The sequence below is a fragment of the Pseudomonas reactans genome (assembly GCF_013385825.1).
GTDB classification, from domain to species: domain Bacteria; phylum Pseudomonadota; class Gammaproteobacteria; order Pseudomonadales; family Pseudomonadaceae; genus Aquipseudomonas; species Aquipseudomonas reactans.
In genome coordinates this window covers 15,501-39,982 of the sequence record NZ_JACAPG010000024.1, presented here as the reverse complement: position 1 = coordinate 39,982, position 24,482 = coordinate 15,501, and the positions used below count along the sequence as shown (strand labels likewise).

Here is a 24,482-nt window from a genome sequence, read left to right as displayed (position 1 = left end):
GCACACCGAGCCTAGGCGAGGTGCCGAGTGGTGGGGCGAAGGCCTTTTGCTTACTTTTGGCTGGGCCGGCTTCCGGCCTTTCCAAAAGTGAGCCGCTGTAAGAGCGGAACCGTAAGTAGCCGTTACCGCAGCAACGGATATGTACCCAAACCAAAACCTCACGAAACCACCTCCCCAACAACAACCCCATCCACCCACCACCGCGCCAACCCCAAAACATTGGGCGCCTTGAGCAACGTAAAGTGATTCCCCCCGCCATACCAAACCTGCAACCCACTCCCCTGCCGCCGCCATCCCTCAACCATCAACCCTTGCTCCCGCTGATTCCCCGCCGCATCCAACGCCGGATCCTCAGCCAGCACCAACCGCACAACCCCGTTAAATCGCGCACCCGGCCGATACCGCGTGCGCAACGCCGCCGCATAAGTCCGCGCCGGCCCATCCATCGCATCCACAGCCGACCGCCCCGGCAACAAACCAACGCCGACCATCCCTGCATGCAACTGCCGCCGCTGCGCCACCTCATCACGCCCGGCAAAATCCCCCAAATCAATCCCCAGCGATTTCCCCGCCGACAACTGCATCGCCTCAATCAACCGCATCAACGCCGCCGTCGTCGTATAAGGCTTGCCCATACGTTCAGGCGACTCACTGTCAATCACCGTCAACGAAGCCACCTCCCGCCCCGCCGCCTGCAACCGCAACGCCATCTCCAGCGCAACCCAGCCCCCAAACGAATGCCCCACCAAATGCACCGGCCCCTGCGGACACTCCTGCTCCAACGCCTTCAAGTAACAAGCCGCCGCCGCTTCCACCTGGCTATGGGGCACCGCCTCACCATCCAACCCGCGCGGCTGCAAACCAAACAACGGCCAGTCGCGTCCCAACGCCTCACTCAAACCGATAAACCCGGTGACGCTGTCCCCCGCCCCCGGCACACAGAACACCGGCGCATACCCCGCCCGGCCACTCTGAATCCGCAGTAAAGGTTGATGCGCCGCTTGAACCTGCGGCGTACAAGCCCCCAGCGCCTCAGCCATCGCCTGGCCCAATGCCTGGATATGCGACGCCTGCATCATGCTCTGGTGATCCCCCGGCACCGCCACCTGGCGCAATTGCCCCGGCGCCAACACCTCATTCCACCCCAAGGTTTCACTGCGTCGCGACAACTCTGTCGGCCGCTCACTCGCACTGAACAGATGCACCGCGACCGGCAACGGAAACAGGCTGTAATGCGCCAACGCATGCCCGTGACCCACTTCCCGCTCGATGTAGTTCAAGAGGTCCGCGTCCGTCGCCGCTGCCATTTGCGCGTGCAGCACACCTTCATCGCGACAACGTTGCAGCAGGCCTGCAAAGTCCAACTGTCCAACCTGTGTCTCCAACTGCCCAAGGCTCGCCAGTTCATCCACACCTCCCTGTGTTTTCCAGTACGCCGTGCACTGCAACAGCAAATGCCGCTTGAGCGCGTCCGGCCCGCTCCAGCGCGCCTTGCCCTGGTCGGTCATGCGCGGCACGTAGCTGTCGATCAAACCGAGAAACTCCACCGGTTCATCCAGCCCGAGCAGTTGCATCGCCACTTCATAGGCCAGCACCCCACCAAACGACCAGCCGGCAACTCGGTAAGGCCCATGGGGTTGAATGCCACGGATCAACCCGACCAGCCGCGCAGCCAGACCTTCCATCGTGTTCAGGTGCGGTTCGCCGAGCGCCACGCCTGGCAAGCCGTAGATCGGATAGTCACCCGGCAAATGCTGACCCAGCGCCGGGAAGTACACGTCCATGCCGCTGAACTCATGGACCAGGAACAGCGGCGCTTGCGAACCACCGCTGCGCACCGTGATCACCGACGTGTCACGCACCGGCTCATCCGTACGCTGGCGCAGCATCGCGGCAACGGACGCCACACTGGCATGCTGGAACAGCTCAGCCAGGGACACCTGCAACCCCGCTTCTTCCATCAGGTTGACCAGCCGGATCGCCAATAACGAATGCCCGCCCAACTCGAAGAAGCTGTCATGACGACCGACCTGTTCCAGCTTCAACACCTCGGCCCATAGCTGGGCCAGGGTGTGTTCCAGCCCATCGGCCGGTGCTTCAAACTCACGGCGGTTGAACGTTTCCAGGGCCGGCACCGGCAAGGCCTTGCGGTCGACCTTACCGTTGGCGGTCAACGGCAGGTGATCCAGCGGCACAAAGGCCGACGGCACCATGTACTCAGGCAATTGGCCCTGCAGATAGGCGCGCACGCTGTCAATGTCGACAGGCTGATCAGCCCAGGTGAAATACGCGGCCAAGCGCTTGTCGCCCGGCGCATCTTCGCGAGCCAGCACCACCACGTCCTGGATACCGTCAAAGGTCGCCAGGCGCGCTTCGATCTCGCCCAGCTCGATGCGGAAACCACGGATCTTCACCTGGTCGTCATTGCGCCCGATGCATTCCAGCAGGCCGTCCGCCGTCCAACGGCCGAGGTCGCCGGTGCGGTACATCAAGGCGCCCTCATTCAAAGGGTCGCGCACAAACTTCTCAGCGGTGAGATCAGGTCGATTCAGATACCCCAAGGCCACACCGTCTCCGCCGATGCAGATTTCACCGGTCACACCCATGGGCACCGGCTGCAAGTAAGCATCCAGCACATGAATCTGGGTGTTGGAAATCGGCCGGCCGATCGGCACGCTGTCGGCGTCCTCAGCCAGCGCGCGCACCTCATAGGTGGTGGCGTAAGTGGTGGTTTCGGTCGGCCCATAGCAATGCACCAAACGCAACGCAGGCGCCTGGGCCAACAGGCTGCGGAAGGCGGCCGGGTCGGCACGCTCGCCGCCGCACAGCAGGATGCGCAGGCCCGCCAGGGCCTGGGGAATCAGCTGCACGTACTGGTTGAACAACGCCGTGGTGACGAACAGCACCGTTGCGTCCGCCAAGGCCACGCCAAGGGCCGCAGGATCAAGAAGCGTGGCATGGTCGATCACCTGCACCTGGCCGCCGTTGAGCAGCGGGCCCCACACGTCCATGGTGCTGGCGTCGAATGCCGGGTTGGAGGCGAAGGCCACGCGGTCGCTGGCGTTGAAATCGGCGTAACCGTTGTTGATCACCAGGCGGGTGATGCCGCGATGGGGCACCAACACACCTTTGGGCGTGCCGGTGGAACCTGAGGTGTACATGATGTACGCCACGCTGTCCGAGGACTGCGACAGGTCCGGGTTGTGGCTGGGCTGCGGGTCGAGGGCCAAGGTGTCCAGATCCAAGCGATGCACGCCGAAGTCCACGGCGATGTCGCTGCGGGTCAACAACCAGGCAGCGCCGCTGTCCTGCACCATGAAACCCTGGCGCTCGGCAGGCGCATTGATATCCAGCGGCACATAGGCGGCGGCGCATTTGAGCACGGCCAGTTGGCTGATCAGCAGGTCCAGGCAGCGCGGCAACAGGATCGCCACGTTATCACCGGGACGCAGCCCAAGGCCCAGCAGGTGATGGGCCAGGCGATTCGCGCGGGTATTCAGCTCGCCATAACTCAGTGACTGCCCGCCATGCAGCGCCGCCAATGCGCCAGGACGCGCCTGGGCCTGGGCTTCGAACAGGCGTTGCACTGTGTGTTCACGCGGGAATGCACGCGTGGTGGCGTTGAACTCCAGCAGTTGCTGGCGTTCGGCAGCAGGCAGTATCGACCAGTGGCTGATACCCATCGCGCTGCCCTGCTCCAACGCCTGCACCACCTGTTCCACGGCAACCTGCAAGTAGCCGCACAACCGGCGCGCGCCCTGCCCCACGATTTTCACGGAGAAACCGTCGCCCAGGTCATCCACGCTCACTGACAGGCCATAGTTGCTGTGTTCTTCAGCCTTGAGCAGCCGAATGCCTTGCCACGCTTCGCTGGCAGCCTGCGGCGCACTGTGGCGATAGTTGAACAACGTGTCGAACAGCGGCGTCGCCGCCGGCACGCCGCTGCAACGCTGGGCCAACGCCAGCGGCGCCTGCTCATGGCTGAGCAATTGGCTGAGACGTGTGTGGGTGGCCCGCAGTGCGTCGCGCACCGAGTGCTCACCGAGGTCGACCCGCAGCGGCAAGGTATTGATAAACACCCCCATGGCTCGCTCGGCGCCTTCACCGCCTTGCAGACGGCCGAGCATCACGCTGCCGAACACCACATTGTCGCGGCCTGAGACCTTGCCCAGCACCTGGGCCCAGGCCAGGTGCATCAGGCTGGCGGCGCTGACGCCGGATTGCCGGGCTTGGGTGCGCAGGCGATGGCTCAAGTCCGCATCCAGAGGGCGTTGAATCTGCTCATTACCGCCCAGGCGTTCGACCTGGGTCGGCTCATCGATATCACCGAGCATTTCGCGGAAGAACGCTTCGTGATCCTCTGCACCCACGCGGGTCTGGGCCACATAGTTGCGGTACGGCACAGCCACGCCCAAGGTGTGTTGAGTCCCCATGAGAAACGCCTGCATCTCCTGTTGCAAAATTTCCAGGGCGATGTGGTCCATCACCAGGTGGTGAAACAGCAACGTGGCACTGTCCGCATTGACCACCAGGCGCATCAACGGGGCTTGCGCCAGCTCGAGCCGCTCCGGCACCACGCCGCGTTCGACACGCAGCGACGCCTCGCGCCACACCACCTGCACCGGTTCTTCCAGGCCGTCCCAATGGAACGACGAACGCAGGATGTCGTGGCGCTGGACCACCGCCTGCAAAGCCAGGGCGAACGCTTCCAGGCGCTGTTGGCTGTCGAATGCAAACTGCGCGCGCAGCACATAGTCGTCAGCACCCTGTACCGCACGATGGTGATACAGCATGCCCGCCTGCAACGGCGCCAACGGGTAGATGTCCTGCACATTGGCTGCGCCGCCCGGAATGCAGGCGACGATACGCTCGATGGATGGCTGATCCAGTTGAACCAACGGCAACATGTCCGGCGTGATCGCGGTGCAATCGGCGGCAATGCGATTGGCCGGCACCGCCACTTCCCGACCACCGCCCAAGGCCGTCGCCAAGGCTGACAAGGTCGGCTGGCCGAACAACACCTTCACATCCGCCGACAACCCGAGGCGGCGCATGCGCCCCATCAGGCTCACCGCGAGCAACGAGTGCCCGCCCAGTTCAAAGAAGTTGTCGTGACGGCCCACGCGCTCCACGTTGAGCAACTCGGCCCACAGGCTGGCCAAGGCGATTTCCGTGTCGCCCTGGGGCGCTTCGTATTCGCGCACCACCACCGACTCCAGGCCGGGCGCAGGCAAGGCCTTGCGGTCGAGCTTGCCGTTGGGGCTCAGGGGCAAGGTGTCGAGGTGCACGAAGATGGCCGGCACCATGAACTCCGGCAAGTGCTGCAACAGGTGCGCGCGCAACCCGTCGATCTCGCTGAAAGCCCCGGTGTAGTAAGCGATCAAACGATTGTCGCGGGCGATCACGGCGGCTTCGTTGATGGGCGAATAGTCGGTGAGGCGTGACTGGATTTCCCCCAGCTCGATACGCAGGCCACGGATTTTCACCTGATCGTCATTGCGCCCCAGGTACTCAATCGTGCCATCCGCCAGGTAGCGGCCCACGTCGCCGGTGCGGTACAGGCGACCGTCGGTGAACGGGTCCTTGAGGAAACGCTCGGCGGTCAATTCAGGGCGGTTCAGGTAGCCGCGTGCCACTTGCACGCCGCCGATGAACAACTCGCCGACCACGCCCAACGGCACCGGCTGCATCTGTGCATCGAGCACGTACATGCGGGTGTTGGCGATCGGTTTGCCGATCGGCGTGTTGTCCGGCGTCACCGGCCCGGCGCAGTTCCACGCGGTCACATCCACGGCGGCTTCGGTCGGGCCATACAGGTTGTGCAGTTCGCTCCCCGGCAATTGCTGCTTGAAGCGCCGAACCAGGCTGCCCGGCAAGGCTTCGCCGCTGCACATCACACGCACCAACCCTTTGGCTTGGCTGACATCGCCATGGGCCAGGAACACGTCCAGCATCGACGGCACGAAGTGCAGCGTGGTGATCTGCTCGGCCGCAATCACGTCGCACAGGTACGCCGGGTCTTTATGGCCGCCAGGACGCGCCATCACCAGGCACGCACCGGTGAACAGCGGCCAGAAGAACTCCCACACCGACACGTCGAAGCTGAACGGGGTTTTCTGCAAGACACGATCATGGGCCTGCAAGCCATAGGCGTCCTGCATCCACAACAGGCGGTTGACCACGCCGGGGTGGTCGTTGATCACGCCCTTGGGTTGGCCGGTGGAGCCGGAGGTGTAGATCACGTAAGCGCTGAGGCCTTCTACACCGGGGTTGTCTTGAGGTTGGTGCTGCCAGATCGGCCGATCCAGATCGACCACCGGCACATCCCCCAACAACCCGCGTGTCGCGCCCTGGGCCAGCACCGCGACCGGCGCGCTGTCCTCCAGCATGTAGGCGATGCGCTCCAGCGGATACGCCGGGTCCAGCGGCACATAAGCGGCGCCGGCCTTGAGGATCGCGTACAGGCCGATAACCATATCCAGGCCACGTTCCACACAGATCGCGACCCGTGAATCGGGCTGAACGCCGATCTCCAGCAGGTGATGTGCCAGCTGGTTGGCCTGCGCGTTCAGCTCGGCATAGGTCAATACAAGGTGATCAGCCTTGACAGCGACGGCATCCGGTGTCCGCGCCACTTGCTGTTCGAACATAGCGTGCAAGGTCTGGTCGAGGTCGTAGGCCACCTCGGTGGCGTTGAAGTCGAACAGCAAATGCTCACGTTCGCGCTCATCCACCAGCGGCACCTGTTCCAGTACCGCCTGGTCGTTATCGACCATGGCCTGCAACACGCGGGTGAAATAGCCGACGTAACGCTGCACCGTCGACTCATCGAACAGCGCCACCGCGTACTCCAGCGCGCCGATGATCGTGCCCTGCACTTCGCTCAGGTCCAGGGACAGATCGAACTTGGCGAAGTGGCTGTGCTCGACAATGCCTTCCAAAGCCAGGTCGCCCAACGCCAGGGTCGGCGCGCTGCTGTCCTGCCAGGTCAACAGCGTCTGGAACAGCGGGCTGTGGGCCAGGCTGCGCGGCGGACGGGTAATTTCTACCACCTGCTCAAACGGCAGGTCTTGATGGGCCTGTGCTTCCAGCGCCAGCGCCTTGACCCGCGCCAGCAGCGCCTCGGTGCTGAGCTCGCCGGAGGTGTCGATGCGCACGGCCAGGGTGTTGACGAACAGCCCGATCAGCCCTTCCACCTCGCTGCGTGTGCGATTGGCGACGGGTGAGCCGATCACCACGTCCCGCTGCCCGGACAGCCGCGCTAGCAAGGATGCCCAGGCGCTCATCAAGGTCATGTACAAGGTGGTGCCGTGGCGTTGGCTCAAGGCCTTGAGCCCGGCGGTGAGGCGTTCGTCCAGGCGCACCTCGACACTGCTGCCGGCGTAGTCCTGTTGCGCAGGGCGCGGGCGGTCAGTGGGCAAAGTGAGCAAGGCCGGCGCGCCGGCCAGCGCCTGCTGCCAATAGGTGCTCTGGCGATGCAGTACTTCGCCGCTGAGCCACAGGCGTTGCCATACGGCGAAGTCGCCGTACTGGATCGGCAGCGGCGGCAATGGATCGGGCTGGCCGTGGCTGAAGGCTTGATACAACGCCATCAGTTCGCGGGTGAGCACGCCCATGGACCAGCCATCGGAAACGATGTGGTGCAGGGTCAGCAACAGCACATGGTGATCGTCGGCCATGACCATCAGGCGCCCGCGCAGCAGCGTGCCACGTTCCAGGTCGAACGGCGCCGAGGCCTCGCCGTGGATCAACGCATCCAGCGCCTGCTGGGGTTGCGGATGGCGACGCAGGTCCTGCACTTGCAGGGGCAGCACGTCTTCGGCGGGCACGATCAGCACCTGGGCGTCATCGCCATGCTGGGCGAAGCGGCTGCGCAGGGTTTCGTGGCGCGCGACGATACGGGCGAGCGCCCGTTGCAGCGCCTCGACATGCAGCTGCCCACGCAAACGCAGGCCGATAGGAATGTTGTAGGCGGTGTTGGCGCCTTCCATCAGCGCCAGGAACCACAGGCGCTGCTGGGCAAAGGACAGCGGCACTTGTTCATCGCGATTGGCCGGCAGGATATCCGGCAAGGTGCTGCGGCCGGACTGGGCCAGCACCTCGGCAACGGCCGCCAGTTCGGCATTGGCAAACAAATCGCCGAGCAACAACTCGACGCCCAGGCGCTGGCGGACCTGCGAGACCATGCGCATCGCCAACAACGAGTGGCCACCCAGTTCGAAGAAGTGATCGCGACGCCCGACGCGCTCGATGTGCAGCACATCGGCCCAGATCTGCGCCAGCACGCTTTCGATTTCGCCTTCGGGTGCCGCGTATTGGCGGGTAAACACGGCGGCCATGTCCGGCGCCGGCAAGGCCTTGCGGTCGAGCTTGCCGTTGGCGGTCAGGGGCAACGCGTCCAGCTTCACGTAGGCGACCGGCACCATGTAGTCCGGCAGGTGCGCCACCAGATGGGCGCGGATATCGCCCACGGCCAATGGGTCGAGTTGGCGGCTTTCGGTGAAATACGCCACCAGCCGTTCTTCCCGCACCAGCACCACAGCTTCCTGGATACCTGCCAGTTGGTTGAGCTGGGTTTCGATCTCGCCCAGTTCGATGCGCATGCCGCGAATTTTTACCTGGTCATCATTGCGTCCCAGGTACTCGATGTTGCCGTCCGGCAACCAACGCGCCAGGTCGCCAGTGCGGTACATGCGCCCGGCATTGAAGGGATCTTGCAGGAAGCGTTCGGCGGTCAGCTCCGGGCGGTTCAGGTAACCCCGCGCCACGCCTTTACCGCCCACGTACAACTCCCCTGCTACGCCCAATGGGACGGGGCGCTGTTGCTCATCGAGCAGGTACACCGTGGCATTGGCGATGGGCTTGCCGATATGCAGCGACTGGCCGGCCTCGACCTTGCCCGACGTCGCAACCACCGTGGCTTCGGTAGGCCCGTAGTTGTTGATCAAGTCAAAGCGCTGCGCCCGGTTGTACTGGCGCAGGCGATCGCCACCGATCAGCAAGGTGCGCAGTGTCGGGTGTTCGATCTGCTGGCTGAAGGCGTACTCGGCCACTGGCGTGGGCAGGAAACACACGTCCAACGGCTGCGCACACCACCAGGCCAACAGCGCGTCGATATCTTCGGCGCCGTCGTGGGCCGGTGGCAGGTGCAGGGTCGCGCCCACACACAGCGCCGGCCAGACTTCCCAGGCCATTGCATCAAAGCCGAACCCCGCCACGCTGGCGGTGTGGCGCCCGGCGCGCAAGTCAAAGGCGTTGCAGTGCCAATCCACCAGGTTGGCCACGGTGTGATGCTCCACCATCACGCCTTTGGGCAGGCCGGTGGAGCCGGAGGTGTAGATCACATAGGCGAGGTTGGACGGTGTGACCACCACGTTGGGGTTGCTCGCCGAATGGTGTTGCCAGGTGAAGCGGTCGAGGTTGATCACCGGCACTTCAAGGGTCGGCAAACGCTCCAGCAAGGCGTGCTGGGTGAGCACCGCCACCGGGGCGCTGTCGGTCAGCAGGTAGCTGAGGCGCTCGGCCGGGTGCGACGGGTCCACCGGCACATAGCAGGCGCCGGCCTTGAGGATTGCCAGTAGGCCGGCCAGGGTGTCCAGGCCACGGCGGGCGATAATGGCGACGCGGTCGTCGGGCTTGACCCCCAGCGCCAGCAAGTGGTGGGCCAGCAGGTTGGCTTGCTGGTTGAGTTCGGCATAGGTCAGCTGACGGCCCTGATACACGGCGGCAATCGCGTCCGGCGTAAGTGCAGCCTGAGCTTCGACGCGCGCGTGCAGCGTGGTGCCTTGGGGAAAATCCGCCTGGGTGGCGTTGAAGTGTTCCAGTAGCAATTGTTGTTCGTCAGCCGGCAGCACCGACACCTGGTTGAGCGCGGTATGCGGCGCCTGCTCCAACGCGGTTACCAAGTTGTCCAGGGCGGTTTGCAGGTAGGCGCAGACACGCCGTGGATCGACCTGGGTGGTCGCCAGCAGGCGCAGGATGAACCCTTCGCCCAGGTCATCCACGCTCAGCGTCAGCGGGTAGTTGGTGCGCTCATCCGAACGCAGTGTTTCGATGCCCTGCCATGCCGCGACAGCTTCACTGCTGGTGCCGGTGCCGCTGTGGCGATAGTTCAGCAGCGCGCTGAACAACGGGGTTGGCGCCACTACCCCGCTGCACCTTTGCGCCAGCGCCAGGGGCGCGTGTTCGTGGCGCAGCAGCGCGGTGAGTCGGGTGTGGGTGGCCTTGACCGCGCTGCGCAGGTCGTCGCTGCCCACGTCCACACGGAATGGCAAGGTATTGATGAAAATCCCCAAGGCACGGTCCGTGGCATGTCCGCCTTGCATGCGCCCCATCAGCACGGTGCCGAACACTACTTGGGATTTGCCGGCCAGCACGCTCAGTACCTGGGCCCAGCCCAGGTGGAACAGGCTGGCAACGCTGACGCCCAGCGATCGAGCCTGGGCGCGCAGGCGCTGGTTGAGTGCGTCCGACAGCGGCCAATCCAGTTCATTGATGTCACGGCCATCGCCCTGCACATCCTGCAAGCCGAAGGGCAAGCTCGGCTCGACCACATCGCCGAGCATCTGCCGGAAAAACGCCTCGTGTTGCTGTTCGCTGACACCCAGCCGCGCCTGTGCAACATAGTTGCGAAACGGCACGGCGTGACCCAGTTGCCCGGCGTGGCCTTGCAGGAACGCCTGCATTTCATGGCGCACCACTTCCAGGGCACTGTGATCCAGGGCCATGTGATGGAACAGCAGCATCGCAACGATGCGCCCCTGCGCCGGGTCCTTCGCCCAGGCCAGGCGCAGCAGCGGCGCCTGGGTCACGTCCAGCCGGAAATGGCGAGCGTCGAACCGCGCGTGCAGTTGGGCAGCAATATCACCGTCAGCCGGGTCCAGTTCCAGCACCTGTACCGGCAGCCGTGCGCTGCGCCACACCACTTGCGACGGCTGTTGCAACCCCTCCCAGACCACGCCGGTGCGCAGGATGTCGTGACGGTCGATCACCCCTTGCAGGGCCAGGGCAAACGCGTCGAAACGCTCGACGCTGTCGAAGGCGAACTGCGACTGCATCACATAAGGGTCGCCTTGCTCGGTGCTGACGTGGTGAAACAGGATGCCTTCCTGCAGCGGCGCCAGCGGGTAGATGTCCTGGATATTCGCCACGCCGCCGTCGACCGTGGCAACGATGCGGTCGATCTCCTCCGGGCTCAGCTCGGACAGGGTCAACATGGCCGGCGTGATCCGTTCGGCGTTGGCCGGGATGCCATTGGCCGGCACCTCGTTGGCGGCCGAATACTCGCCGGCCTTGATCAGCTCGATCAGCACCGCCTTGTGTTCGCGCAAGGCGGCGAGAATCACCGGGTCACTCAGCGCTTGTTTGTTGCCTTGCACCGACAACTGCTCGCCCTTCAGCGCGAGTTGCACATCCTTGGTTTTCAGCGTCGCCAGCAGTTCGAGAATGCTCACAGGACGATCTCCATTCGTTCAGTCATCGCGGCGTAGCCAGCCAGGGTCGGCTGTTCGAACAACGCACGCACATCGGCTTCCATGCCTTCCTGGCGCAAGCGCCCGATCAAGCTCACGGCGAGCAGCGAGTGCCCGCCTAATTCAAAGAAATTGTCCTGGCGCCCTACCCGCTCCACGCCGAGCAGTTCAGCCCAGAGTTGCGCCAGGAGCATTTCGGTGTCGCCCACCGGGGCCTCGTACTCGCGCACGGTCAAGGCTTCGTTGCCCGGCGCAGGCAGTGCCTTGCGGTCGAGCTTGCCGTTGGGGCTCAACGGCAACGCGTCGAGGTGCACGAACAGCGCGGGCACCATGAAGTCCGGCAGGTTTTGCAGGAGGTGTTCGCGCAACTCAGTGACCCGCGCGCCGGTGTAGTAGGCGACGAGCCGGTCATCGCGGGCCACCACCGCGGCCTCGTTGACCTGCGGATGTTCCAGCAAACGGGCCTGGATCTCGCCGAGCTCGATACGCAAGCCACGGATCTTCACCTGGTCGTCGTTGCGGCCCAGGTACTCGATAGTGCCGTCGGGCAGGTAACGCCCCAGGTCGCCGGTGCGGTACAGGCGGCCATCGGTGAACGGGTCCTTGAGGAAACGTTCGGCGGTCAACTCGGGACGATTGAGGTAGCCCCGCGCCACCTGCACGCCGCCGATGAACAACTCGCCCACCACGCCCAGGGGCACTGGCTGCATTTGCCCATCCAGCACGTACATGCGGGTGTTGGCGATGGGTTTGCCAATCGGCGTGTTGTCCGGCACGTCCGGGCGCGCGCAGTTCCAGGCGGTCACGTCGACGGCGGCTTCGGTCGGGCCGTACAGGTTGTACAGGCCGATGCCCGGCAGTTGCTGCTTGAAGCGCCTGACAAGACTACCCGGCAAGGCTTCGCCGCTGCACATCACCCGTTGCAGACCGGCCGCCTGGCTGACATCGCCGTGGGCCAAGAATACGTCGAGCATCGACGGTACAAAATGCAACGTGGTGATCTGTTCAGCGGCGATCACCTCGCACAGATAGGCCGGGTCTTTATGCCCGCCAGGACGCGCCATGACCAGGCAGGCGCCGGTAAACAGCGGCCAGAAGAACTCCCACACCGACACGTCGAAGCTGAACGGGGTTTTCTGCAATACCCGGTCGTGGGCCTTCAAGCCGTAGGCGTCCTGCATCCACAGCAGGCGGTTGACCACGCCGGGGTGGTCGTTGATCACACCCTTGGGCTGGCCAGTGGAGCCGGAGGTGTAGATTACGTAGGCGCTGAGGGCCTGCACCTGTGGGTTATCGATAGATTGGTGCTGCCAGGTCGGCCGGTCCAGATCGATCACCGGCGCGTCGCCCAGCAAACCACGCGTAGCGCCTTGGGCCAGCACCGCAACAGGCGCGCTGTCTTCCAGCATGTAGGCGATACGTTCCAGCGGATACGCCGGGTCCAGCGGCACATAGGCCGCACCGGCCTTGAGGATCGCGTACAGGCCGACCACCATGTCCAGGCCACGCTCCACGCAGATCGCGACCCGCGAATCGGCTTGAACGCCCATTTCGATCAGGTGATGCGCCAGCTGGTTGGCTTGCGCGTTCAGTTCGGCATAGGTCAATGCCAGCTCACCCGCCTTGACCGCGATAGCGTCCGGTGTGCGCGTCACTTGCGCTTCAAACAGGCCGTGCAGGGTCTGGTCGAGGTCATAGGCCACCTCGGTGGCGTTGAAACCCGACAGCAGTTGCTGACGCTCCTGAGCCTCCAGCACCGGCAGGCGATTGACCGCCAACTGCGGCGCCTGCTCCAGTGCCTCGACCAGCCCTTGCAAGGTCACTTGCAGATAACCGCAGAGGCGTTGCGCGCCAATCGGCTGCGCGGTCATGGCAGTGAGACGGAAGCCGTCGCCCTGGTCGTCCACGTTCAGCGTCAACGGGTAGTTGGTGCGTTCCTCGCTGGCCAGGGTCTGGATGCCTTCCCAGGCCTGGGACATCGGCGCCTGTTGGCTGTCGCTGTGACGGTAATTGAGCATCGCGCTGAACAACGGCTGCGGCGCGGCGACGCCGCTGCACCGCTGGGCCAGGGCAAGGGACGCGTGTTCATGCCCGAGCAACGCGGTCAGTCGCGCATGGGTCTGTTTGACCGCCACGCGCACGCCGCTGCCATCAATGTCCAAGCGCAGCGGCAAGGTGTTGATGAACATGCCCAGCGCGCGATCACTGCCTTTGCCGCCTTGCATGCGCCCCAGCAGCACGGTGCCGAACACCACGTTTTCCTGGCCGGAGGTGCTGGCGAGCACCCGCGCCCAGGCCAGGTGGAACAGGCTGGCGGCACTCACGCCGAGTAAACGCGCCTGGGTCCGCAGGCGCTGGTTGAGGGTCGGGGCCAGGTTCAGTTGGACCTCTTCGATGGCATTGCCGTCGCCGCGCACGTCCTGCAGGCCGAATGGCAAGGTCGGTTCGCTGATATCGCCGAGCATTCCACGGAAGAACTGTTCATGTTCCGCTTCGCTGACACCCAATCGCGCCTGGGCCACGTAGTTACGGTACGGCGTGGCGTCGCCGGCAGGCTGTGGTTGCCCAAGCAGGCTGGCTTGCATCTCGTGGCGCACGCCGTCGAGGGCGGTGTGGTCGAGGGCAATGTGGTGGAACAACAGGATCGCAACCACGCGCTGGTTGGCCGGGTCCGGCGCGTACACCAGGCGTATCAGCGGCGCCTGATTCATCGGCACACGGTACTGGCGCGGGTCGAAGCGCTGGTGCAACTGGTCGATCTCATCCGCCTGCACCTGCAAGCGGGCCTTGCGCCACACTACTTGCAGCGGCTGGGCCAGGCCTTCCCAGACCACGGCGGTGCGCAGGATGTCGTGGCGGTCGATCACCTGTTGCAGCGCCTGGGCGAAGGCATTCAAACGGTCGAGGCTGTCGAACGCCAGGTGCGATTGCAGCAGGTAAGGGTCGCCCTGACCCGCGCTGATGTGGTGGTAGAGAATGCCCTCCTGCAGCGGCGCCAGTGGGTAGATGTCCTGCACATTGGCGGCGCCACCGGGCACCTGGGCGACGACGTGGTCGATGGTCGATTGGTCGAGTTGCACCAGGGACAACAGATCCGGGGTGATGCGCTGACAGTTCGCCGGAATACGGTTTTCCGGCACCGACACATCGCGCCCACTGCCCACGGCAGCCGCCAGCGCCGCCAGGGTCGGCTGGCTGAACAGCACGCGCACATCGGCACTCAGGCCGACCTGGCGCATGCGTTCGATCAGGCTGACGGCGAGCAACGAATGGCCGCCCAGCTCGAAGAAATGGTCATGGCGCCCGACCTGCTCCACTTGCAGCATCTCCGCCCAAATACGCGCCAGGGTGCTCTCAACCTCGCCTTGAGGTGCTGCGTACTCGCGAGTCAGCAACGCCGCCTGATCCGGTTCCGGTAACGCCTTGCGGTCGAGCTTGCCGTTGGCAGTCAGGGGCAATGCGTGCAGCTTCACGTAGGCGACCGGCACCAGCGCATCGGGCAATTGGGCTTGCAGTTGCGCGCGCAAGGTATCGATATCCAACGGTTGCTGTTCGGTGAACCAGGCAATCAAGCGCCCTTGGCGCACCAGCACCACCGCCTCAGCGACGCCGTCCAGTGCGGCCAGGCGGTTTTCGATTTCACCCAGTTCAACCCGCACGCCACGCACTTTGACCTGGTCATCATTACGCCCCAGGTATTCGATATTGCCATCCGGTAACCAGCGCGCCAGGTCGCCTGTGCGGTACATGCGGCCCTCGTTGAACGGGTCTTGCAGGAAGCGTTCGGCGCTCAGGTCCGGACGGTTCAGGTAACCGCGCGCCACGCCGCTGCCGCCGACGTACAACTCGCCCGCCACCCCCACTGGCACCGGACGCAAGTGCGCGTCCAGCAGGTAGACGCTGGCATTGGCGATGGGCCGGCCGATATGCAGCACCTGCCCGGCGCGCACGCGGCCGGAGGTGGCAACTACCGTGGCTTCGGTGGGGCCGTAGTTGTTGATCACTGCAAAGCGGCGTTCCTGGGTGAGCTGGCGCAGGCGATCACCGCCAATCAGTAGAATGCGCAACGTGGGGTGTTGCAGGTTCTGGCTGAAGGCGTATTCGGCCACAGGCGTTGGCAGGAAGCTGACGTCCAGCGGTTGCGCCAGCCACCAGGCGAGCAGCTCATCGATGTTTTCATTGCCCACATCGGCCGGTGGCAGATGCAGGGTGGCACCCACGCACAGCGCCGGCCAGACCTCCCAGGCCATCGCATCAAAACCGAAACCGGCGACGCTGCTGGTGTGGCCCGTCGCATCCAGGCCAAAGGCCTCGCAGTGCCAGTGCACCAGGTTTTCCACGGTGCGGTGTTCCACCATCACGCCCTTGGGCTGGCCGGTGGAGCCGGAGGTGTAGATGACGTAAGCCAAGTGCGCCGGGGTCAACGCGCTGAGTTGCGGGTTGCTGACGGCCTGCTGCTGCACGCGCGGATCGTGCAGGTCGAGGGTGGCAACCGCGCCCAACAGGTCGCGGGTACTGGCTTCGGCCAACACCGCCACGGGGGCGCTGTCTTGCAGCAAGTAAGCGATGCGCTCGGCGGGATACGCCGGGTCGATAGGCACGTAGCCGGCACCGGCCTTGAGGATGCCCAGCAAGCCCACCAGCATCTGCGGGCCGCGACGGCAGCACAGGGCCACGTGATCGTCGGGCTGTACGCCCTGTTGCAGCAGATGATGGGCCAACTGGTTGGCACGTGTGTTGAGCTGTTGGTAGGTCAGCGATTCGCCGTCTTGCACCACGGCGATGGCGTGAGGTTGGCGCTCGGCCTGGATCTCGAAAGCCCCATGCACCGTGTGGCCCCTGGGGAAATCGCTAGCGGTGGCATTGAACTCGCGCAGCAAGGTTTCACGCTCCGCTGCCGGCAGGATCGGCAATTGACTGAGTGGGGTCTTGGGTGCGCTTTCCAGCGTCTCGATCAACTGCTCGATGGCGTGATGCATGTAGGCACACAGCCGCTGGGCGCCGATCTGCGGCAGCGCCAATACGGTCAGGCCGAAGCCTTCGCCCAGGTCATCCACACTCAACGTCAGCGGGTAGTTGCTGCGTTCCTCACCACCGAGCAGTTGCACTCCTTCCCAGATGCCATAGCCGTCGCGGGCCATTTCGCCGGGCGTGCTGTGGCGGTAGTTGAGCAAGGCACTGAACAACGGCGAAGCATTCGCCACGCCGCTGCAACGCTGGGCCAGCGCCAGGGACGCATGTTCGTGGCCAAGCAAGGCGCTCAAGCGCCCATGGGTCGCCTTGACCGCAACCGCAGCCGGCGCGGCTACATTGACCCGCAGCGGCAAGGTGTTGATGAACATGCCCAGCGCACGGTCCGCGCCGTCACCGGCTTGCATGCGACCCATCAATACGGTGCCGAATACCACGTCGTCACGCCCAGACACCAGACCCAGTACCTGCGCCCAGGCCAGGTGCATCAGGCTTGCCGCGCTGACGCCCAACTGCCGGGCCTGTTCGCGCACCCGCTGGGCCAGGGCTGCATCCAACGGCAGTTCGGCCTCTTCGATATCGCGTCCGTCGCCCTGCACGTCTTGCACGCCGAACGGCAGGGTCGGCTCATCCACGTCAGCGAGCATGTCGCGGAAGAACGCTTCGTGCTCCTCCATGCTGACACCCAGGCGCGCCTGGGCCACGTAGTTGCGGAACGGCGCCGCCTCGGGCAAGTCCTGCGCCTGGTTGAACAGGAACGCACGCATCTCCTGGCCCACTACTTCCATGGCGGTGTGGTCCAGCGCCAGGTGGTGGAACAACAGGATCGCCGCGACGCGGTTGTGTTGCGGATCCTGGGCGTAAACCATGCGCAGCAGCGGCGCCTGGGTGATATCCAGGCGGTAATGGCGGGCGTCGAAGCGCGCGTGCAGTTGTTCGATGACGCCGCCGTCCGCCGGGTCCAAGTCGACTTCCTGAACCACTAGGTGCGCCTCGCGCCACACCACTTGCACCGGGCTGTCCAGCCCTTCCCAGACCACGCCGGTACGCAGGATGTCGTGACGGGCCACCACCTTTTGCAGCGCGCCCATGAACGCGTGCAGGCGCTCGATACTGTCGAATGCCATGCGCGATTGCAGCAGGTAAGGATCGCCCTGCTCGGCACTGATGTGGTGGTAAAGAATGCCTTCCTGCAACGGCGCCAGCGGATAAATGTCCTGCACGTTCGCCGCACCGCCCGGCACGTTCGCGACGATTCGTTCGATGGCCACCGGGTCGAGCTGCACCAGGGTCAGCATCGACGGCGTGATCTGGGTGCAACCCGCTGGAATACCATTGGCCGGCACCACGACTTCCCGGCCACTGCCCACGGCGGCGGCCAGCGCCGCCAGGCTTGGCTGGCTGAACAACACACGCACGTCGCAGCTCAGGCCGACCTGGCGCATGCGCTCGATCAGGCTGACCGCCAGCAACGAGTGCCCGCCCAACTCAAAGAAGTGATCGTGACGGCCAACGCGGTCAAGCTTGAGCACGTCCTGCCAGATCTGCGCCAGCTGGGTTTCCACTTCGCCTTCCGGCGCTTCGAAACCACGGCTGAGCAGCGCGCTCTGGTCGGGCACCGGCAGGCCTTTGCGGTCGAGCTTGCCGTTGGCGGTGAGCGGTAACAGCGCTAGCCACACGTAGGCCGACGGCACCATGTAATCCGGCAGTTGGCCTTGCAGGTGGGCGCGCAGTGTTTCGATGTCCAACGGCTCACGGGCGGTGTAGTAGGCCACCAGACGCTTGTCGCCAGGTTCGTCTTCACGGGCCAGCACCACGGCGTCTTTTACACCCGGGAAGCTGGCCAGGCAGGTTTCGATCTCGCCCGGTTCGATCCGGAAACCACGGATCTTCACCTGCAGGTCATTGCGCCCCTGGTACAGCAAGGTGCCGTCGACCTGCCAGCAGGCCAGGTCACCGGTACGGTACAGCAAGCCTTCACCAAACGGGTTCGGGATAAATTTTTCGGCGGTCAGTTGCGGCTGGTTCAGATACCCCTTGGCCACGCCCGCGCCACCGATGTACAGCTCGCCCACCACGCCCAACGGCACGGGTTGCTGGCGTGGGTCCAGCACGTAGGCCTGGGCATTGGCCATCGGCCGGCCAATGGGAATGCCACCCTCGCCCACCGAGGTGATCTCGAAGGTGGTGGAAAAGGTGGTGGCTTCGGTAGGCCCGTAGCCGTTGAGCAGGTGCTGGGGTTTGCCGTGTTCAAGTACGCGGCCAATCACCTGCGGGTCGAGTACATCGCCGCCAACGATCAGGTAGCGCAGCTGGCGGAACACCGGCATCAGCGCATCGGCATACTGGTGGAACAGCCCGGCGGTCATCCACAACACGCTGACGGATTGCTCCTGCAATAACGACGCAAACGCCGCCTGGGACAGCAGCACCGCATGCTCGACCACCACCACGCAGCCACCGTTGAGCAACGGCGCCCACACGTCGAGGGTGCTCGCATCGAACGCCGGGTTGGAGGCGAACGCCACGCGATCACGCGCGTTGAACTCGGCGTAACCGTTGTTGAGTACCAGGCGCGAGATCGCACGGTGCGGCACTTGCACGCCCTTGGGCGCCCCGGTGGAGCCGGAGGTGTAGAGGATGTAGGCGACGCTTTCGGCAGACTGCCGCAGTTCAGGGTTACGCGGCGACTGGGCGTCCAGGTTCAGGTCCGCCAGGTTGTTGAGCACCCGGTGCGCACCGCTGTCCTGCACGATAAACGCCTGGCGCTCGACCGGCGCGTTGACGTCCAGCGGCACATACACCGCGCCGCACTTGAGGATCGCCAGTTGGCAGATCAGCAGGTCGAGGGAACGCGGCAGTGCGATCGCCACGCTTTCGCCCGGTTGCACGCCCTGGTTGAGCAAGTGGTGGGCTAGGCGGTTGGCACGCCGGTTGAGGTCGCGGTAGCTCAAGGACAGCTGCCCATGCACCGCCGCCACGGCTTCCGGACGGGCCAGCGCCTGGGCTTCGAACAGCTGGTGTACGGTGAGCTGCGACGGGTATTCACGGGCGGTGGCGTTGAAGTCCACCAGCAACTGATGGCGCTCGGCAGCCGGCAGGATCGAGACTGCCTGCAACGGCGTGGTCGGCGCCTGCTGCAATGCGGTCACCAGGTGGCGCAGCGCGGTGAGCATGTAGTCGCCCACGCGTTGCACATCCAGCGTCGCCACGCCTTGCACGGTCAGCGCAAAACCTGTGCCCAGGTCATCGACGTTGAGCACCAGCGGGTAGTTGCTGCGCTCTTCGGAACTGAGAATCTGGATGCCGGAGGCGGCGAATGGGCTGTCCCCCGGCGCCTCCCCCGGTGCACTGTGGCGATAGTTGAGCAAGGTGCTGAACAGCGGCAGCGAACCCGGCACGCCGCTGCAACGCTGGGCCAGGGACAACGAGGCGTGCTCATGCCCGAGCAATTGCGCCAGGCGTGCATGGGTGGCACGCACGCCGGCTTGCACGCCAACCGTGCCGAGGCTGACCCGCAGCGGCAAGGTGTTGATGAACATGCCCAGCGCGCGGTCGGCGCCCTCGCCGCCCTGCATGCGGCCCAGCAACACGGTGCCGAACACCACGTCCTGCTGGCCGGACACCTGCCCCAGCACCTGGGCCCAGGCCAAATGCACCAGGCTGGCGGTGCTCACCCCCAGTTGCCGCGCCTGTTCGCGCAAGCCCAGGCTGAGCGCCGGCTCCAGCGGCAGGTGGGCGTCGAGGATGCCACTGCCGTCGCCATTCACGTCCTGCAGGCCGAAGGCCAAGGTCGGCTCATCGATATCGCCGAGCATTTCGCTGAAGAACGCTTCGTGCTGCGCCTGGCTGACCCCGAGTCGCGCCTGGGCTACATAGTTGCGGTACTGCACGGCGTCGGGCAATTGCGCACTGTTGCCGGACAGGCTGGCGCTCATTTCGTCCACCAGCACCTGCAACGCGGTGTGGTCCAGCAGGATGTGGTGCAACAACAGGATGCCGACAAAACGGCCCTGCTCTTGCGAGTAGGCGAAGCGCATCAGTGAAGCGCGGCTCAAATCGAGGCGGAAGTGACGCGGGTCGAAGCGTTGTTGCAGTTGGGCAAGCGACTCGTCGCTACGCTCAACGGCCAGTGTTGCCTGGCGCAAGACCACCTGCACCGGCTCGTTGAGGCCTTCCCAGAGAATCGCGGTGCGCAGGATATCGTTGCGCTCGATCACGCTGTGCAATGCCTGGATGAACGCGTCCACCGCCGCCTGATCATTGAAACTGAATTGCACCTGCAATACGTAGGGATCACCCTCGGTGGTCGCCAGGTGGTGGTAGAGAATGCCGGCCTGCAACGGCGCCAGGCCGTAGATATCCTGTACGTTGCTGATGCCGCCGGGTACGTTTTCGATGATGTGGTCAAGCGCCGCCTGGTCCAGTTCCACCAAGGGCACCATGTCCGGGGTGATGTGCTGGCTGGCCTGGGTAATCAGGTTGGCCGGGACCTGCACCTCCTGTTGCCCACCCACAGCGGCGGCGAGTGCCGCCAAGGTCGGCTGGCCGAACAGCACGCGCACGTCGGCGCTAAGGTCGACCTGGCGCATGCGCTCGATCAGCTTGACCGCCAACAGCGAATGGCCGCCCAGTTCGAAGAAGTTGTCGTCACGGCCGACCTGGTCAAGCTTGAGCAGGTCTTGCCAGATCGCGGCGATGGCGGTTTCCACCCTGCCTTGTGGCGCTGCGTAGCCGCGACGGGCCAGGGCGTCGGCATCCGGCGCGGGGAGTGCCTTGCGGTCGAGCTTGCCGTTGGTGGTCAGCGGGAATTTATCCAGCTGCACAAAGGCGCTGGGCACCATGTGCTCGGCCAGGCTCAGCAGCAGGTGGTCACGCAGGTCGGCGGCCTGCCATTCGCCTTCGGCGATCACGTAGGCCACCAGGCGCTTGTCACCCGGCTCGTCTTCACGGGCGATGACCACCGCGTCACGCACGCCAGGGGCCGTGGCCAGGCGCGCTTCGATCTCGCCCAGTTCGATGCGGAAACCGCGGATCTTCACCTGGTCATCGTTACGGCCCAGGTATTCGACACTGCCGTCGGCCAGCAGGCGGCCGAGGTCGCCGGTCTTGTAAAGGCGCTGTCCGGTGGTCGGGTCGGCCAGGAAACGTTCGGCGGTCAGCGCATCACGGTTGAGGTAACCACGGGCCACACCGGCACCGCCGACGTACAACTCGCCTACCACCCCAAACGGCAGCGGCTCACGGCGTGCATCCAGCACATACAACTGCAGATCAGGAATGCGCACGCCAATCGGGCTGACGCCGACCAACTGTGCATCCGCCGCCTCCAGGGCGCGATAAGTCACGTGCACGGTGGTTTCAGTGATGCCGTACATGTTCACCAGTTGCGTCCCGGCGTTGATCGCCCGGGCGTACCACGGTTTCAACATGCCCGGCTCCAGCGCCTCGCCGCCGAAGATCACCTGGCGCAAGGAATGGGATTGCGGGTTCTGGCTTTGCGCAGCAATCAACTGGCGGAAGGCACTCGGGGTCTGGTTGAGGATGCTCACGCCCGCCTCGCACAACAGCGAATAGCATTCATCCGGCGAACGGCTGACCAGTTGCGGCACGATCAGCAACTGGCCGCCGTGCATCAGCGCGCCCCAGATTTCCCACACCGAGAAATCGAAGGCGAACGAATGGAACAGCGCCCACACATCGTTGGCGTTGAAACCGAACCAGTGCTCGGTGGCCGTGAACAGGCGAGCCACCTGGCGGTGTTCGATCATCACGCCCTTGGGCTGGCCGGTGGAGCCAGAGGTGTAGATCACATAGGCCAGGTGGGCCGGGCTGACCGTGACCCGTGGGTTGATGAGGGACTCATCGCGCAAGCCATTGAGGTCGATCTGCGGCAGGTTGCCGACCAGATGGCGGGTATTGGCTTGCACCAGTACGGCCACAGGCGCGCTATCCGCCAAGGTATAAGCGATGCGCTCCAGCGGGTAGGCTGGATCAATCGGCACATAGCCAGCGCCCGCCTTGAGGATGCCCAGCAAGCCAATGATCATCTCCGGACCGCGCTCCACGCAGATCGCCACGCGGTCATCCGGGCAGATGCCTTGGGCCAGCAAGCGATGGGCAACCTGGTTGGCGCGCTCGTTGAGTTGGCGGTAGGTGAGGCGCTGGTTGTCGAAGCGCAAGGCGATGGCTTCGGGCTGGGCGGCGGCGTGGGTTTCGACTTGCTGATGGATCAGGGCGGTGTCGGCGTAGTGCGCGGGGCTTTGATTGAGGCAGTGCAGCAAAGTGTGGCGTTCGGCGTCGGGCAGGATGTTCAGGCCGCTGAGCGGCATGTCCGGTCGTTGCTCCAGGGCGTCGGCCAGGCTTGCCAGGGCGGTGTGCAGGTAGGTGGCGACCCGTTCGGCACCGATGGACGCGTCGACCATCACGGTCAGCGCAAAGTCTTCACCCAGGTCATCGACGTTGACCGTCAGCGGGTAGTTGGTGCGCTCCTCGGCGCCCAGTACACGGATGCCCTCAGCGACGTCGATCACCTCGGCCATGTCCGTGGCGGCGCTGTGGCGGTAGTTGAGCATGGCGCTGAACAACGGCGTCGGTGCCGCCACGCCACTGCAACGCTGAGCCAGCGCCAGGGATGCATGTTCGTGGTTGAGCAAGGTGGTGAGGCGTTCATGGGTGGCCTTGACCCCGGCACGCACGCCCTGTTCGCCCACATCCACACGTAGGGGCAAGGTGTTGATGAACATGCCTAGGGCCCGTTCACCGCCCTCGCCCGCGCCCATGCGGCCGAGCATCACGGTGCCGAACACCACCGCGTCGCGCCCGGAGACCACGCCCAATACGCGGGCCAGCGCCAGGTGCATCATGCTGGCCACGCTGACGCCAAGGGGGCGTGCCAGGGTACGCAGGCGGCGGCTCAGTAAGCTGTCGACGGGGATGCGGGCCTCGTCGATGCCCAGGCCGTCACCCTGTACATCCTGCAAACCGAAAGGCAGCGTCGGCTCATCGATATCCGCCAGCATCTCGCGGAAGAACGCCTCGTGGGCCTGCTCGCTGACGCCATGGCGTACTTGGGCGATGTAGCTGCGAAACGGCACCGGCTCACCGGCCTGGGCGTGCTCGCCGGCCAGGTACAGCTGGATTTCATGGCGCACCACGTCCAGGGCGGTGTGGTCGAGAATGGTGTGATGGAACAAGAGGGTCGCGGCCACCCGCCCGGTGAGCGAATCCTCGGCAAACACCAGTCGCAGCAGCGGCGCCTGGCCCAGGTCCATGCGATAACTACGCGGATCGAAATCAACCGCCTCGCATGACAGGGCCGCCTTGCGCCACACCACCTGCAACGGCTCGTCGAGACGCTCCCAGACCATGGAGGTACGCAGGATGTCGTGACGATCGATCACCCATTGCAGCGCCTCGGCAAAGGCCTCCAGACGCCCACGGCTGTCGAACTCGAACTGCGCGTGCAACACGTACGGATCGCCCTGCTCCGCCGACAGATGGTGATACAGCATGCCTTCCTGGAGCGGCGCCAGCGGGTAGATATCCTGCACGTTAGCCGCGCCGCCGGGGATGGCCGCGACAATCCGGTCGATGGCTGCCTGGTCGAGGCTGACCAGCGGCAGCATGTCCGGGGTGATGCGGTAGGCCGGGCTCAGCCAGTCGCCGCCATGTTCGGCCACCAGTTCGAGCAACCGGGGCTTGTGGGCGATCAATTGATCCCACAGCGCATCGTCCAGCGCTTCGTCATCGCCCAGGATGATCAGGTCGCCTTCTTCCAGTTGCAGACGGATCGCATGGGTGGAAATCGCTGCCAATAATTCGCTGAACTGCATGGGGTAACCTGCCTGATAAGTCACGGTGGAGAAGAAAGTCCGTTTTCAGCTGCCGCTTGAATCGGGTGCTGTGCGCCCCGCATCCAAAAAAAAGCGGGCGCAGCCGGGGGCCTGGAGAGGCTTCCGGCAGGCTTGGAAAATTAAGGGATTTGGCAGGCGGGGGGTGACATGGGAAGCGGGGACAAGGAAGAACTGGGTTGGTTCA

Annotated in this window: 2 protein-coding genes; both read right to left on the bottom strand. The window is 64.7% G+C overall.

Annotated features, from left to right (window positions below; genetic code table 11):
- Positions 1-158: 158 nt before the first annotated feature.
- On the bottom strand, positions 159-11,453 hold the full coding sequence (locus HX868_RS28170; protein ID WP_177005088.1) for a non-ribosomal peptide synthetase: 11,295 nt from the start codon (positions 11,451-11,453) through the stop codon (positions 159-161).
- A complete protein-coding gene (locus tag HX868_RS28165; protein ID WP_177005087.1) occupies positions 11,450-24,277 on the bottom strand; it encodes a non-ribosomal peptide synthetase in 12,828 nt (4,275 codons plus the stop codon). The genes HX868_RS28170 and HX868_RS28165 overlap by 4 nt, the downstream gene beginning before the upstream one ends.
- Between the last annotated feature and the right edge of the window lie 205 nt (positions 24,278-24,482).